The sequence below is a fragment of the Cupriavidus sp. 2KB_3 genome (assembly GCF_052115685.1).
Classification (GTDB): domain Bacteria; phylum Pseudomonadota; class Gammaproteobacteria; order Burkholderiales; family Burkholderiaceae; genus Cupriavidus; species Cupriavidus campinensis.
In genome coordinates this window covers 118,738-133,838 of record NZ_JBFRHD010000001.1, presented here as the reverse complement: position 1 = coordinate 133,838, position 15,101 = coordinate 118,738, and the positions used below count along the sequence as shown (strand labels likewise).

The window sequence follows — 15,101 nt, the reverse complement described above, 5'->3', positions numbered from 1 at the left end:
GGAAAGCTGGATAAATCGCGAATTTCGCTATTTTATGTCACCCCGGCAGACCCGGCTGGCGCCAAAAATCGGCGGTCCGGCGACCGCAATGTCAGCGCAAGGCCGACAAGCCGGCGCGGCGCCCGCCCCTAAAATTGATTGTGCAGTGGTTGATCCGCCGCATGGCAGGCCGGGCTTACCCACTCCGGCCCGGCCCTGCGCGCCAACAGGAGTCCGCCCTCATGCCCGCCTCGCGCCGACAGAAGATCATTCTTTGGAGCGTGTTCACCCCGCTCGCCCTGATTGCGATCCTCGTCATCGTCATCCTGACCTTCGACTGGAATCGTCTCAAGCCGTGGCTCAACGACAAGGTGTCGCTGGCCATCGGCCGCCCGTTTGCGATCAATGGCGACCTGATGGTCACCTGGAAGCGCGCGCAGGGCGAGACCGGCTGGCGCACGCTGGTGCCATGGCCGCGCCTGTCGGCCCGGGATATCACCGTGGGCAACCCGGACTGGGCGAAGGCCCCCAATATGGCCACCGTGCGGGAGGTCATCTTCATACTGCGCCCGCTGCCGCTGCTGGCGCACCAGATCGCCGTGCCGACCATCGTGGTGGACAGCCCGGCCGTCTGGCTTGAGCGGCTGGCGGACAAGCGCAACAACTGGACTTTCGATACCGGGCCCAAGACCGGCAAATCGAGCTGGGAACTCGATATTGGCGAGGTCGTGCTGCAGCGCGGCAACCTGGCGCTGGCCGATGCAGCCGAGAAAATCGACATGCAGGCCACGCTGGACACCGTGGGCGACCAGGCGCTCTACGACAAGGCCCGCGACGGCGCGCTGGTGCCGCCGACCGATGCGTCCGCCGTGGACCCCTCCGCGCCGGCGGCCAAGGACACCAAGGACACCAAGGACACCAAGGAAGCCAAGGACGCCAGGGACAGCCGCTACGGCATCCGCTGGAAGGCGGTCGGGCACTACAACCAGGCCACCATCAACGCCAGCGGCAAGGCCGGCACGGTGCTGAGCCTGCGCGACGTCAACACGCCCTACCCCGTGCAGGCCGATGTCCGCGTGGGCGCCACCCGCGCGGTAATCGAAGGCACACTGACCAACCCGGCCCATCTGGGCGCGCTGGACGTCAACCTGATGCTGTCCGGCGACAACATGGCCAAGCTCTACGCGCTGACCGGCATCGTCCTGCCGTCCACCCCGCCGTATGAAACGCGCGGGCGGCTGGTGGCCACGCTCAAGAAGGGGGCGTCGTCCTATACGTATCGGGATTTCACCGGCAAGGTCGGCGGCAGCGACCTGGGCGGCACGCTCACCTTCGCGCAGCGCTCGCCGCGCCCGCTGCTGTCTGGCGAGCTGGTGTCCAGGCAACTGCTGTTCGCCGACCTCGCGCCGCTGATCGGCGCCGATGCCAAGCCGGGGCAGGCGGCCTCCGAGAGCCCGGTCAAGCAGCCGGCCAACAAGGCGCTGCCGGTGGCGCCGTTCCGCACCGAGCGCTGGGACGAGATCGACGCCGACGTCAAATTCACCGGCAAGCGCATCGTCCGCGACGAAGACCTGCCGATCACCGACCTGAAGACCCACCTGAAGCTGACCGATGGCGTGCTGCTGCTCGACCCGCTCAACTTCGGCGTGGCGGGCGGCAACCTCGTCTCCACGATCCGGCTGGACGGCAAGCGCGAGCCGATGGGCGCCATGGTCGACATGACCGCGCGCCACCTGAAGCTCAAGCAGTTGTTCCCGAAGGCTGACTCGATGCGCGCCAGCATCGGTGAGGTGAATGGCAGCGCCAAGCTGTCCGGCACCGGCAATTCCGTGGCCGCGCTGATGGGCTCGTCGAACGGCGAGGCCAAGCTGCTGGTGGAGAACGGCACGGTCAGCAAGTTCATCCTGGAGGCCATCGGCCTGAACGTGGGCAGCGTGGTGGTCTCCAAGCTGTTCGGCGACAAACCCGTGCAGATCAACTGCGGCGTGAGCGACTTCGCGATCAAGGACGGCATCGCCCGGGCCCGCACCTTTGTGCTCGACACCCAGGACGCCGTGATCACCACCGACGGCGCGATCGATTTTGGCGAGGAGCGGCTGGCGCTGACCATCCACCCGGACTCCAAGGGCCTGCGCATCATCTCGCTGCGGTCGCCGCTGTATGTGGGCGGCACGTTCAAGAACCCGTCGGTGAGCCCGAACATCGCCGTGCTGGCCCTGCGGGCGGGCGGCGCGCTGGCGCTGGCGCTGACCGCGCCGGTGGCGCTGGTGGTGCCGCTGCTGGACATCTCGCCGGGCGGCGACGAAAGCCAGTGCGCCCGCCTGCTGGCCGAGCTGAAGAAGCGCCCGACCGCCCCACCGCCGGGCAAGTCCTATCAGGACCCGGCCACCGGCCGTGCCGGCAAGCAGGCCACCGGCCCGGCGATTCCCGAGTCGCCATCGAAGTCGGCCGCCGCCCAGGGCCAGCCGGGCCCGGCCCCCACCGAGCCGCGCAAGCCCACGCCATCGGTCGAGCAGAAGCCAATGCAGCCAGCCAACGACGCCCAGCTTTATCAGGGCGGCTAGACGGGTCGCCAGGCGGCCTCACATCGTCATTCGACGAAATCCGCAACATCCGATCCGTGTCGATTCACGCCAGGTGTTGCGGATTTGCACTTCCCCCCACGCAGCCATTGTGTCCGGACCCGGGACGGCCGCATAATTAAACGGCCATTTACAAGCAAAGCACTAAACAGAATGGCATGCATCGGTCGTCGCTGCCGGTTCCAGTCCGGTGATGGCGCCCTTGTGAGGTGCGGCTACGGCCGCACTTATTTTTTTCGCGCACTTTTCGACCCGGACGGAGACCTTGCCGGCGGCGCGATCCACGCAGCACCCCCTACCCGCCCCCCGTCCCATGACGTTGCCTCACGCCGCCGTTCCGCCGATCAGCTGGCTGATCGCCCTGACGGTGTGCAACCACGTGGCGTTCAACGCCAGTCGCGTCGTCGTTTCCCTGTTTGCGATTTCGCTCAAAGCCTCCACGGTCACGCTCGGCCTGCTGATGGCGCTCTATGCGTTGCTGCCGATGTTCCTGGCGATCCGCGCCGGACGCCGCATCGACGAGATCGGCCCGCGCCTGCCGATGACGGCCGGCTCCCTGATGGTGGTAGGCGGCACGCTGCTGCCGGCGATCTGGCCGGACATCGGCGCGCTCTACGCGGCGTGCGCGCTGATCGGGGTTGGCTTCATGCTGGTCCAGGTGGCCATGCAGTTGCTGATCGGGCAGGTCTCCACGCCGGACACACGGCTGCGCAACTACACCTACCACGCGCTCGGGCTGTCGGTGTCCGGCACCCTCGGCCCGGTGGTGATGGGATATGTGATCGAACACGCCGGCTTCCGGCCCGCGTTCTGCGTGCTGGTGGCGGTGGCGCTGCTCGGCCAGGCCGGGCTCCAGTACGTGCGGCCGCGCCTGCCGGCCACAGGCGGCAACGCCGGCCGGATCGCGGTGGAAGACGGCAGCCGCCGCTCCACGCTGGACCTGCTCCAGCATCCCGAACTGCGCGCGGTGTTCATCGCCAGTGCGGTGCTCTCGGCCGCGTGGGACCTGCACGCGTTCCTGATCCCGATCCAGGGTTCGCGCATCGGCCTGTCGCCGTCGTCCATCGGCTGGGTGCTGGGCGCGTTCGCCATCGCCACGCTGGCCATCCGCATCGCCATGCCGGTGGTGTCGCGCCATCTGTCTGAATGGAAGATCATTCGGTGCGCGCTGATGGTGGGCGCCATGGCCTACCTCGTCTACCCGTTCGTCGCCGAATTCTGGCTGATGTGCGGGCTGGCCTTCGTGCTTGGCCTCGCGCTCGGCAGCGCGCAGCCCAATGTGATGAACATCCTCCATACCGCCTCGCCCTCGGGCCGCGCCGGGGAAGCGCTCGGGCTGCGCTCGGCCGTGCTCAACACGAGCCAGGTGGTGTGGCCGCTGACCTTCGGCGTGGTCGGCACGGCGCTCGGCATGCTGCCGATCTTCCTCTCGATGGCCGGCGCGATGGGCATGGCGGGTTACTACTCCCGCAACCAGTCCCGCAAGCCCCGGGTGGCGGAAATCGAATAAAACTTAAAACAGGCGCGGCAGTTTGCGGCACCGCAAATGCGCTGCGCGGCGCATTCGCTATACTCGAAGTGCATCTTTCTTCGTGATCGCGACATGACCCAACTAGCCGACCTGCGCCGCAACTACATGCTGAGCGCGCTTTCCGAATCCGACGTGGCCGCCGACCCGATCCGCCAGTTCCAGACCTGGTTCGACGAGGCGCTCCAGGCCAAGCTGCCCGAGCCGAATGCGATGACGCTGGCCACGGTGGCCGCCAATGGCCAGCCATCGGCCCGCATCGTGCTGTTGAAGGGCATGGACGCCAACGGCTTCACGTTCTTCACCAACTACGAGAGCCGCAAGGGGCTCGACCTCCAGGCCAACCCGCGCGCGGCGCTGCTGTTCCACTGGGTGCAGCTCGAGCGGCAGGTGCGCGTGGAAGGCATCGTGGAGAAGGTGGATGAGGCCGAGAGCGATGCGTACTACGCCTCGCGCCCGCTTGGCTCCCGGCTGGGCGCGTGGGCGTCCGAGCAAAGCCGCGAGGTGCCTGGCCGCGACGTGCTCGAGGCCCGCGAGGCCGACTTCCGCAGCAAGTTTGGCGACAACCCGCCGCGCCCCGCGCACTGGGGCGGCTATCGCGTGGCGCCCACCTGGATCGAGTTCTGGCAGGGCCGCCCGTCGCGCCTGCACGACCGCATCGGCTATCGCAAACAGGATGATGGCACCTGGGATATCGTGCGGCTGTCGCCCTGACTGTCGCCCTGAGGCCCCGCGCCACGTACTTGTCTGCCTGTTCAGACAAGTACGTGGCAGAAGGTGGAGTCCGGGGACCCGCACTGCACAATTCAAAGTTTTGGCGTAAAGTTTTAGGGTCGTACGAGAGGTGTGCCGCAACCAATTCGGGAGGAAGCCGCATGTTTTTCAAACAAGCCCTGGACAAGCAGCTCGATAGCTGGATCGCCGACGTGCGCGAGCACGCCAACCTGCCGGTGAAGCTTCGGCTCTGGAATGGCAACGAGTACCCGCTCGGCCATTTCGAGAAGCCCGACGTCACCCTGACGGTGCGCGAGGCCACCGCCCTGCCGCTGCTGCTGGTACCCAGCCTGGACAACCTCGGCGAGGCGTATGTCCAGGAGAAGATCGACCTCGAAGGCCGTCTGGCCGACATCATCAACGTGGCCTACGGCTTCTCCGCCGCCGCCGCGCGCAGTGCCGGCGGCGCCCTCGCCCGCGTGGCCCAGCACTTCACCCACACCAAGCAGGAAGACAAGGCGTCGATCCAGTATCACTACGATGTCTCGAACGACTTCTACAAGCTCTGGCTCGATCCGAACATGGTCTACTCGTGCGCATACTTCGAGCACGGCAATGAAGACCTTGCCACCGCGCAATTGAAAAAGATCGACCACATCCTGACCAAGATCCGGCTCCAGCCGGGCCAGAGTCTGCTCGACATCGGCTGCGGCTGGGGCGCGCTGGTGCTGCGCGCCGCGCAGAAGTTCGGCGCGCGCTGCGTGGGCATCACGCTCTCGCAGAACCAGTTCGACCTCGCCACCGAGCGCGTGCGCGCTGCCGGGCTGACGGACCGCATCGAGATCCGACTCCAGGACTACCGCGATACCGCCGGCCAGTTCGACCGCATCACCAGCGTCGGCATGTTCGAGCACGTGGGCAAGGCCAACCTGCCGGCCTATTTCGGCCGTATTCGCGACCTGCTGACGGACGACGGCGTGGCCATGAACCACGGCATCACCTCCACCGACCCGCAGAGCGGCGAGGTGCCGATGGACGGCTCGGGCTTCATGGACCGCTACGTGTTCCCGCAGGGCGAGCTGCCGCACATCGGCATGGTGCTCCAGACCCTGCAGCAGGGCGGGCTCGAAGGCTTCGACGTGGAACTGCTGCGCCGGCACTACGCCCAGACGCTGTTCCACTGGGCCAACAACTTCGAGGCCAACGGCGAAACGATCCGGAAGATGGTCGGCGAGAAGAAATACCGCATCTGGCGCATCTACCTGGCCGGTACCGCCCACGCGTTCACGACCGACCAGATGTCGATCTACCAGGTGGTGTGCCACAAGGCGCGCCGCCCGGCCGACACCCTGCCGTGGTCGCGACGCTATATCTATGACGCCACGATCGGCAATACCGTCTGAATCGATTGAACGATACGCTTGACCTCTTTGGCGATGATGGCGATGGCGGCGCTGGCGGCGATACGCCCGCAGCGCCGCTCCCCGCCCCCTCCGACACCGCGTCAGCCGCCGATCCTGCGGCTGGCGAGCCCCCCAGGAAAAAGCCCGCCGGCAAGGTCGTCGCGCCGTGGACGCCCGACGCCGCGCTGGTGGCGCTCGGCCAGCGGCTGCCGCCCAACCTCCATTTCGGCACCTCGTCGTGGTCGTATCCGGGCTGGCACGGGCTGGTCTACGACGGCCAGTACAGCGAGAGCCTGCTGTCGCGCAAGGGGCTGCGCGCCTGCGGCCAGCATCCGCTGCTGCGTGCGGCGGGGATCGACCGGGGCTTCTACGGGCCGATTCCGCTGACCGACTATATGCAGTATGCGGCACAGGTACCCGAGGGCTTCCGCTTCCTCGTCAAGGCACCGGCCAGCGTCTGCGATGCGTGGCTGCGCGGGCCCGATGGCGCCGGGCGGCTGCCGAACGCGGCGTTCCTGAACCCCGAGATCGCGATCCGGGACTGCATCGTGCCGGCCACGGGCGGGCTCGGCCTGCATTGCGGACCGCTGCTGTTCCAGCTGTCGCCGCTGGCGGGTGTGGGCGATGACGGCCCGGCCTTCCTCGCCCGGCTGGACGCCTTCCTGGCCGCGCTGCCGCCGCTGGACCCCACGCTGACGCCGCACGCCTGCTACGCGGTGGAAATCCGCGACCCGGCGCTGCTCACGCCGCGCTACATCCGCCTGCTGCGGGATCGTGGCGTGCGCTTCTGCCTGGCCGCGCGCGACCGCCTGCCGCCCGTGGCCCGCCAGGCCGCCGCGCAAGCCCTGATGGACGACGGCGCGCCCGGCCCGCTGGTGCTGCGCTGGATGCTGCGCGAGGGCCGCTCCTACGCGATGGCCGAGAAAGCGTACGGCCCGTTCGACAAGATCGTCGAGCCCGACCCGGAGACGCGCGACGCCATCGCCGACGTGGTGGCACGCACGCTGCGCACGGGCCAGCCGGCCTACGTGATCGTCAGCAATAACGCCGAGGGCTGCGCGCCGCTGAGCATCGCGCGGCTGGCCGAGGCCATCGCGGACCGGCTCTGAACGCACGCCCCGGGCCGGCCGGCGCGAAAGACCCTACCGTCAGGGCAAATGTCCGGACTCCGCTACAATCGGGGGACGATCGGCGCCGGGCTTCCGGCGCCGCGATTCCGGCCCGTTTTGTACGAAATCCCACCGACGCGCCCGCGCGTGCGGCGCAAGGTGACATCCGTACAAGGCGTACCGGCTGACGATGCAATGAAAATCATGGATTTGTGTGGAGCCCGAGACATGGGCATGCCTGCCGAGGACGACGACCCCATCACGGGCCGCAAGGCCGCCTCGCCCGACTTCGATACGCAGCATTTCAAGCGGACGCTGTCGCAGTTCGCCACGGGCGTGACCGTCATCACCACGCGCGCGGCGGGGCATCCCTATGCCAACGGTGCGCCGTTCGTCGGCATCACGGCCAGCTCGTTCAACTCGGTCTCGCTGGACCCGCCGCTGGTGCTCTGGAGCATGGCCAACCGCGCCAACAGCCTGCCGATGTTCCGCGATGGCACGCACTACATCATCAATGTGCTCTGTGCGTCGCAAATGGACCTGTGCCAGCGCTTCGCCTCGCTCAAGGGCGACCGCTTCGCCGGGGTGGACTACCGCCTCTCCGAAACCGGCCTGCCGATCCTCGCCAATGCGCTGGCCTGGTTCGAATGCCATAACCGCAGCCGCTACGACGAAGGCGACCACGTGATCTTCGTCGGTGAAGTGGAGCGCTGCGGCTTGCAGGACTGCGGCGGCCAGCCGCTGGTGTTCCAGGGTGGCCAGTTCTCCACCGTCTCCCCGCTGGACCGCTAAGCCTGCCCTCTCCCCTCCCTATGCTTTCCCGCCCTGGTCGGCATGCAGCGCCGCCAGCGGCGAGCCGTCGGTCTTGATCCGCTGGAGCACGATGTTCGAGCGGATGTCCATCACCCCCGGCGTGCGGTAAAGCCGGTTGACGATGAAATCCGAGTAGTGTTTCAGGTTGCGCGCCTGCACGCGCAGGATGTAGTTGCTGTCGCCGGTAATCACATAGGCGGTCAGCACTTCCGGCCACGCCTGTACGGCGGCGTTGAAAGTATCGTGCCAGCCTTCGAGGTCGTGGCGCATCGACACCTGCACGATCGCCTCGATCTCCAGCCCCAGCCGCTCGGCATCGAACCACGCGCGATAGCCGCCAATCACCCCCTGCTCCTCCAGCAAGCGCACGCGCCGCAGGCACGCGGAGGGCGATAACGCCACTTTATCGGCGAGATCCTGATTGCTGATGCGGCCGTTCTCCTGCAGGCAGGTGAGGATGCGCAAATCGATGGGGTCGAGGGTCATATCCGTGTTTCTCGCAGAATCTGCGAATCTTTGGTCGATCCACACAATTCTATGCGAAACATGCCCATCAGGACGGGGCATTTCGCAAGCCTCTTCTGGGCGCTTTTGACTATGATGCGGTCATCGACGCGACGATCCTCACGATCCCGGCCGCCCCCATGCCCCACGCCCCCGATTTTCACGATGCCCGCCGTATTTGGGACATTACCCCGCCCGTCTCACCGGCCACGCCGGTGTGGCCCGGCGACACCCCGTTCCAGCACGACCCGGCCTGGGTCATGGATGGCCAGTGTCCGGTCAATGTCGGACGGATGACGATGTCACCCCATACGGGCGCCCATGCCGATGCCCCGCTCCACTACGTGGCGGATGGCGCGCCGATTGGCGCGGTGCCGCTCGATGCCTACCTCGGTCCGTGCCGCGTGATCGACTGTATCGGCGCCGGCCCGCACGTGTTGCCGCGCCACGTGGAAGCCGCGCTGGCCGGCACGCCGCCGCGCGTGCTGCTGCGTACCTACGCCACGGCGCCGCAGGGCACGTGGGATGCAGGCTTCTGCGCGGTGGCCGCCGAAACCATCGCGCTGCTGGCGCGCCACGGCGTGAAGCTGGTCGGCATCGACACCCCTTCGCTAGACCCCCAGGACTCGAAGACGATGGACGCGCACCACGCCGTGCGCGACCACCGGCTTGCCATTCTCGAAGGCATCGTGCTGGACGACGTACCGGCGGGCGATTACGAACTGATCGCCCTGCCACTACGCCTTGCCACGCTCGATGCCAGCCCGGTACGCGCCATCCTGCGCGCCCTTGCCTGACCTTTTTCAGAATCGTCTGATTTCCAGCCCATGAATTTGACCCGTGAATATTGCGTCGCGCTCGACCGTGACGACCCCCTGCGCGGCCTGCGCGAGCAGTTTGCGCTGCCTGCCGGCGTGATCTATCTCGATGGCAATTCGCTCGGCGCCCGCCCGCGTGCCGCCGCCGCGCGCGCCGCCGAAGTGGTATACGCCGAATGGGGCGAGGGCCTGATCCGCAGCTGGAATTCGGCGGGCTGGTTCGACCTGCCGCGCCGGCTGGGCAACCGGCTGGCCCCGCTGATCGGCGCCGGCCACGACGAAGTGGTGGTCACCGACACGACCTCGATCAACCTGTTCAAGGTGCTCGCCGCCGCGCTGCGCGTGCAGCAGCAGCGCGACCCGGCGCGCCGCGTGATCGTCTCCGAGGCCAGCAATTTCCCGACCGACCTCTATATCGCCCAGGGCCTGGCCGACCTGCTCCAGCAAGGCTATTCGGTGCGCCTGGTGGACAGCCCGGAAGAGATCGAGGCCGCCGTAGGCGCCGATACCGCCGTGCTGATGCTGACGCACGTCAGCTACAAGACCGGCGAGATGCTCGACATGGCCGGCCTGACCGAGCTGGCCCATGCGCGCGGCGCGCTGACGGTGTGGGACCTCGCCCACTCGGCCGGCGCGGTGCCCGTGAACCTGACCGCAGCCGGCGCCGACTACGCCATCGGCTGCACCTACAAGTACCTGAACGGCGGCCCCGGCTCGCCGGCCTTCGTCTGGGTGGCGCCCGCGCTGCGCGACGCGTTCTGGCAGCCGCTGTCCGGCTGGTGGGGCCATCAGGCGCCGTTCGCCATGTCGCCCCAGTACCGCCCCACCGAGGGCATCGGGCGCTTTCTGTGCGGGACGCAGCCGGTGACCTCGCTGGCGATGGTCGAATGCGGGCTGGACATCTTCGCCCAGACCAGCATGACCGCGCTGCGCGCGAAGTCCCTGAAGCTGACCGATGCCTTTATCGCACTGGTGGAGGCACGCTGCGCCCAGCATCCGCTGACGCTGGTCACACCGCGCGAGCACGCCCGGCGCGGCAGCCAGGTCAGCTTTGCCCATCCGGACGGCTACGCGCTGGTTGCGGCGCTGATCGAACGTGGCGTGATTGGCGACTATCGCGAGCCCGGCATCGCCCGTTTCGGCTTCACGCCGCTCTACACGAGCTTCACCGAAGTGTGGGACGCCGTGGAGATTCTGCGAGACGTACTCGACAGCGGCGCCTATCGCGATGCGCGCTTTGCCGTGCGGACGGCAGTGACCTGAGCGGAGCGGACCATGAGCGAATTCAAGGGATGTCCGATGGGACACGGCGCATCGGCCAACGCCGGCGATGCGGATAGCGACAAGTGGCACGGCGCGCAGATGGACTTCGCGCAGGACATGAGCTACGGCGACTACCTGGGTCTGGACCAGATCCTGAACGCCCAGCATCCGCGCTCGCCGGACCATAACGAAATGCTGTTCATCGTCCAGCACCAGACCACGGAACTGTGGATGAAGCTGATGCTGCACGAGCTGCGCGCCGCACGCGACGGCGTGCGCAACGACGAACTGCGCCCGGCCTTCAAGATGCTGGCGCGCGTGTCGCGCATCATGGACCAGCTGGTGCAGGCGTGGAACGTGCTGGCGACGATGACGCCGCCCGAGTATTCGGCGATGCGGCCCTACCTGGGCGCGTCGTCGGGGTTCCAGTCGTACCAATATCGCGAGATCGAGTTCATCCTCGGCAACAAGAATGCGGCGCTGCTGCGCCCGCACGCGCACCGGCCCGAGCATCTGGCGCTGGTGGAGGCCGCGCTGCACACGCCGTCGATGTACGACGAGGCGATCCGCCTGATGGCGCGGCGCGGGTTCCAGATCGACGCCGAGGTGGTGGACCGCGACTGGACCCAGCCGACGAGCTACAACGCGTCGGTGGAGACGGCCTGGCTCGAGGTGTATCGCAATCCGTCCAAATACTGGGAGCTTTACGAGCTGGGCGAGAAGTTCGTCGACCTGGAGGATGCGTTCCGACAATGGCGTTTCCGCCATGTGACCACGGTGGAACGCGTGATCGGCTTCAAGCGCGGCACGGGCGGCACCGAGGGCGTCGGCTACCTGCGCAAGATGCTCGACGTGGTGCTGTTCCCGGAACTGTGGAAGCTGCGCACGGACCTTTGATGGCGGAGACCGGCGGGTCGCTCAGCGCGCGCCGGGGTCGGACAGCCGCAGGGCCAGCGCCTGCAGCGCCGGGGCCAGGGTCTCGTGGAATACCTGCTCCGCCACCGTGCCGTACGACGCGCTGCAGCTGATCATGTGCAGGTCCTTCTCCCCCACCGGCCGGAATGCCACGGCGCAGGCGTGGATGGCAGGATGCCAGTCCCGGAACGAGGCCGAGTAGCCCAGGCGCTCGGCCTCGGCCAGTGCGGCGCGCATCGGCGCCTCCTGCTGCTTCCACTGCTCGGGGTAGGCGAGCGCGAATTCAGCCAGCACGCGCTCGCGTCGCGCGGCCGGCAGCGCGGCCAGATAGGCGCGCCCCATCGAACTCGACATCAGCGACAGCCGCGACCCCACGCCGAGGCCGAGCATCACGCCGGCATCGTTTCGTATCGATTCGAGATAAATCACCTCCATCCGCTCGCGCTTGCCGAGCGACACCGACACGCCATACGCCTGCGCGAACGCCAGCATGTGCGGACGCGCCAGCGCCACCACGTCCGAGGCGGATAAATACGAGAAACCGAGCGCGAGCACACCCGCATCGAGCGCGTACTTGCCCAGGCTGTCGTCATAGCGCAGGTAGCCAAGCTGTACCAGCGTGCCAGCCAGCCGGCTCACCGTGGCCTTCGGAAAACCCGTGCGGCGCACGAAATCCTGATTGCCGAGCATTGCTTCGCCGGTGCGGAAACAGCGCAGCAATTCCAGGCCGCGCGCCAGCGCCGTCACGAAGTTCGGATCGCTCTCCCGCGCGGGACGCTCGGTATCGGCGGTGGCCGTCGGGGCGGGCAATGAGGAAGTGGCCAAGGCGTGGCTCCATGAGAAGGATGATCCACCTGGCGTGCGGCAGGGCGGGATCGGGTCCACCCCCTGTTGCACTGCGGATCGGTTCGGCTATACTAGCTCATCGGAACAAGGTTCCGCAATGCGGAACTTCACACCATCTGTTCGAGGGTGCCACCACCCCTCGGCGCACCACCAAAGAAGGAGACCTCCATGGCTGCCAATGCCGAATTCAACTGGATCGACCCCCTGCTGCTGGATCAGCAACTGACCGACGAAGAACGCATGGTGCGCGACGCCGCCGCCGCGTACTCGCAGGACAAGCTGATGCCGCGCGTGCTCCAGTCCTTCCGCAACGAGAAGACCGACATCGAGATCTTCCGCGAGATGGGCGAGCTGGGCCTGCTGGGGCCGACCATTCCCGAGCAGTACGGCGGCCCGGGCCTGAACTACGTCAGCTACGGCCTGATCGCCCGGGAAGTGGAGCGTGTGGATTCCGGCTACCGCTCGATGATGAGCGTGCAGTCGTCGCTGGTGATGGTGCCGATCTATGAATTCGGCACGGAAGCGCAGAAGCAGAAGTACCTGCCCAAGCTGGCCACCGGCGAATGGATCGGCTGCTTCGGCCTGACCGAGCCGAACCACGGCTCCGACCCAGGCTCGATGGTCACCCGCGCCAAGAAGGTGGACGGCGGCTACGAGCTGTCCGGCGCCAAGATGTGGATCACCAACTCGCCGATCGCCGATGTCTTCGTGGTCTGGGCCAAGCTGGTGGGCGACGACGGCAAGGAAGCCATCCGCGGCTTTATCCTCGAAAAAGGCTGGAAGGGCCTGTCCGCGCCGGCCATCCACGGCAAGGTGGGCCTGCGCACGTCGATCACGGGCGAGATCGTGCTCGACCAGGTCTTCGTGCCGGAAGAGAACCTGATGCCGGGCGTGAGCGGCCTCAAGGGCCCGTTCACCTGCCTGAATTCGGCCCGCTACGGCATTGCCTGGGGCGCGCTCGGCGCCGCCGAGTTCTGCTGGCATACCGCCCGCCAGTACACGCTGGACCGCAAGCAGTTCGGCCGCCCGCTGGCCGCCACGCAGCTGGTGCAGAAGAAGCTGGCCGACATGCAGACCGAGATCACGCTGGGCCTGCAAGGCTGCCTGCGCCTGGGCCGCATGAAGGACGAAGGCACGGCCGCCGTGGAAATCACGTCGATCATGAAGCGGAATTCGTGCGGCAAGTCGCTCGATATCGCCCGCGTGGCCCGCGACATGCTCGGCGGCAACGGCATCTCGGACGAATTCGGCGTGATCCGCCATGTGGTCAACCTCGAAGTCGTCAACACCTACGAAGGCACCCACGACATCCACGCGCTGATCCTGGGCCGCGCCCAGACCGGCCTGCAGGCGTTCTTCTGATCGCGGTTTTTCAGCGAACGACGATGTAAAAAAGCCCGGCCGAGCCGGGCTTTTTTGCGTCTGCCTGCCTGCCGGCCGGCTTACTTGTTCGGCTGCGGCGTCAGGCGCAGGTAGGGGCGAACCGCCTTGTAGCCCTTCGGGAATTTCTGGCGGATGACTTCCTCGTCCTTCAGCGACGGCACGATCACCACGTCGTCACCATCCTGCCAGTTGCCCGGCGTGGCCACGCTGTGATGGTCGGTCAACTGCAGGGAATCGATGACACGCAGGATTTCGTTGAAATTTCTACCGGTACTCGCCGGGTAGGTAATGATCAGTCTTACCTTCTTCTTCGGATCGATCACGAACAGCGAACGCACGGTCAGGGTCTCGTTGGCGTTCGGGTGAATCATGTCGTAAAGCTCAGACACTTTGCGGTCTGCATCGGCCAGAATCGGGAAATTCACCGAGGTCGACTGGGTGTCGTTGATATCGCCAATCCAGCCTTTATGGGACTCCACGCTGTCCACGGACAGGGCGATAGCCTTGACATTGCGGCGCTCGAACTCGCCCTTCAGCTTGGCCGTCAGGCCCAGTTCGGTGGTGCAGACCGGGGTGTAGTCCGCCGGGTGGGAGAACAGCACGCCCCAGCCGTCGCCCAGCCAATCGTGGAAGCGGATGCGGCCCTCGCTCGATTCTTGCTCGAAGTCCGGTGCGATATCGCCAAGACGCAGTGCCATTGTGAAAATCTCCAGGGGGAAGGTTGAAGGAACCAGCTTAGTTGGATTGCGATCCAACCGAAACGAATATAAAGTCACTATAAAATCACTCGAAGTCATAAAGACGCTCGGGTGAGCGGCTTGCCTTGAAACGATGGGCAACCGCCACATATCCTAAGTGGAAGACAGAAAGCGCCACAAGCGAGAGCGAGCAAGGCAAAATGTCACCATTCGAACCAACCGCCCGCAAACAGGAGAAACTGATGAGCGATGTGAAGACCGTTCTGTCCGATGCCGAAGAACTGCTTAAGCAAGCGGCCTCGACCACCGGCGAGAAGGCTGCCGAGTTGCGCGAGCGCGGCATGGGCCTGCTGAAGCAGGCCAAGGAAAAAGCCCAGGATCTGCAGGACGCCGTGGTCACCAAGAGCAAGGCCGCTGCGCGCGCCACCGATGACTACGTGCATGACCACCCGTGGAAGGCCGTGGGTGTGGCGGCCGGCGTGGGCCTGCTCATCGGCCTGCTGCTGAACCGCAAGTAAGACAGGCGCAAGCCGGCCGGCATACGGG

14 protein-coding genes are annotated in these 15,101 nt (G+C 66.5%); 11 read left to right on the top strand and 3 right to left on the bottom strand.

Features of this window, described 5'->3' with window-relative positions; genetic code table 11:
- Nucleotides 1-221: 221 nt before the first annotated feature.
- From AB4120_RS00635 to AB4120_RS00610, 6 genes are all read left to right on the top strand, one after another.
- Entirely contained in the window at nt 222-2,543 is a 2,322-nt protein-coding gene (locus AB4120_RS00635) for an AsmA family protein (RefSeq protein ID WP_441641735.1), read from the top strand.
- Between the two features lie 331 nt (nt 2,544-2,874).
- On the top strand, nt 2,875-4,071 hold the full coding sequence (locus tag AB4120_RS00630) for an MFS transporter (protein ID WP_149135444.1): 1,197 nt from the start codon (nt 2,875-2,877) through the stop codon (nt 4,069-4,071).
- A 93-nt stretch (nt 4,072-4,164) separates the two neighbouring features.
- A complete protein-coding gene (gene pdxH, locus AB4120_RS00625) occupies nt 4,165-4,803 on the top strand; it encodes a pyridoxamine 5'-phosphate oxidase (protein ID WP_149135443.1) in 639 nt (212 codons plus the stop codon).
- A 161-nt stretch (nt 4,804-4,964) separates the two neighbouring features.
- Nucleotides 4,965-6,206: an SAM-dependent methyltransferase gene (locus AB4120_RS00620; RefSeq protein ID WP_149135442.1), complete on the top strand. Its 1,242-nt coding sequence runs from the start codon at nt 4,965-4,967 to the stop codon at nt 6,204-6,206.
- Nucleotides 6,207-6,211: 5 nt separating this feature from the next.
- On the top strand, nt 6,212-7,315 hold the full coding sequence (locus AB4120_RS00615) for a DUF72 domain-containing protein (RefSeq protein ID WP_441641734.1): 1,104 nt from the start codon (nt 6,212-6,214) through the stop codon (nt 7,313-7,315).
- A gap of 228 nt (nt 7,316-7,543) precedes the next feature.
- Nucleotides 7,544-8,107 carry a flavin reductase family protein gene (locus AB4120_RS00610; RefSeq protein ID WP_144198060.1) on the top strand — a complete coding sequence of 188 codons (564 nt, stop codon included), beginning with the start codon at nt 7,544-7,546 and terminating at the stop codon, nt 8,105-8,107.
- An 18-nt stretch (nt 8,108-8,125) separates the two neighbouring features.
- Here AB4120_RS00610 and AB4120_RS00605 read toward each other — a convergent pair whose 3' ends face one another.
- Nucleotides 8,126-8,614 (bottom strand): Lrp/AsnC family transcriptional regulator, encoded by a 489-nt coding sequence (locus tag AB4120_RS00605; protein WP_092290478.1) that lies wholly within the window; start codon nt 8,612-8,614, stop codon nt 8,126-8,128.
- A gap of 158 nt (nt 8,615-8,772) precedes the next feature.
- On the opposite strand from AB4120_RS00605, the gene kynB reads away from it, so the two are divergent.
- The 3 genes from kynB to kynA are packed head-to-tail and all read left to right on the top strand — an operon-like array spanning nt 8,773 to nt 11,610.
- Entirely contained in the window at nt 8,773-9,429 is a 657-nt protein-coding gene (gene kynB / locus AB4120_RS00600; protein WP_149135440.1) for an arylformamidase, read from the top strand.
- A gap of 30 nt (nt 9,430-9,459) precedes the next feature.
- Complete coding sequence (kynU, locus tag AB4120_RS00595; RefSeq protein ID WP_441641733.1) at nt 9,460-10,713, top strand: kynureninase; 1,254 nt, start codon at nt 9,460-9,462, stop codon at nt 10,711-10,713.
- Between the two features lie 12 nt (nt 10,714-10,725).
- Nucleotides 10,726-11,610, top strand: coding sequence for a tryptophan 2,3-dioxygenase (gene kynA / locus AB4120_RS00590; protein ID WP_149135438.1), 885 nt, complete (start codon nt 10,726-10,728; stop codon nt 11,608-11,610).
- A gap of 21 nt (nt 11,611-11,631) precedes the next feature.
- On the opposite strand, the gene AB4120_RS00585 is transcribed toward kynA, so the two are convergent.
- Nucleotides 11,632-12,453, bottom strand: coding sequence for an IclR family transcriptional regulator (locus AB4120_RS00585; protein WP_149135437.1), 822 nt, complete (start codon nt 12,451-12,453; stop codon nt 11,632-11,634).
- A 189-nt stretch (nt 12,454-12,642) separates the two neighbouring features.
- Between AB4120_RS00585 and AB4120_RS00580 the strand changes: the two genes are divergently transcribed.
- On the top strand, nt 12,643-13,836 hold the full coding sequence (locus AB4120_RS00580) for an acyl-CoA dehydrogenase (RefSeq protein WP_144198054.1): 1,194 nt from the start codon (nt 12,643-12,645) through the stop codon (nt 13,834-13,836).
- An 80-nt stretch (nt 13,837-13,916) separates the two neighbouring features.
- On the opposite strand, the gene AB4120_RS00575 is transcribed toward AB4120_RS00580, so the two are convergent.
- A complete protein-coding gene (locus AB4120_RS00575; protein WP_149135436.1) occupies nt 13,917-14,555 on the bottom strand; it encodes a peroxiredoxin in 639 nt (212 codons plus the stop codon).
- Between the two features lie 200 nt (nt 14,556-14,755).
- Here AB4120_RS00575 and AB4120_RS00570 point away from each other — a divergent pair, with 200 nt between their 5' ends.
- Nucleotides 14,756-15,073: a DUF883 family protein gene (locus AB4120_RS00570; protein WP_313818631.1), complete on the top strand. Its 318-nt coding sequence runs from the start codon at nt 14,756-14,758 to the stop codon at nt 15,071-15,073.
- Nucleotides 15,074-15,101 lie beyond the last annotated feature (28 nt).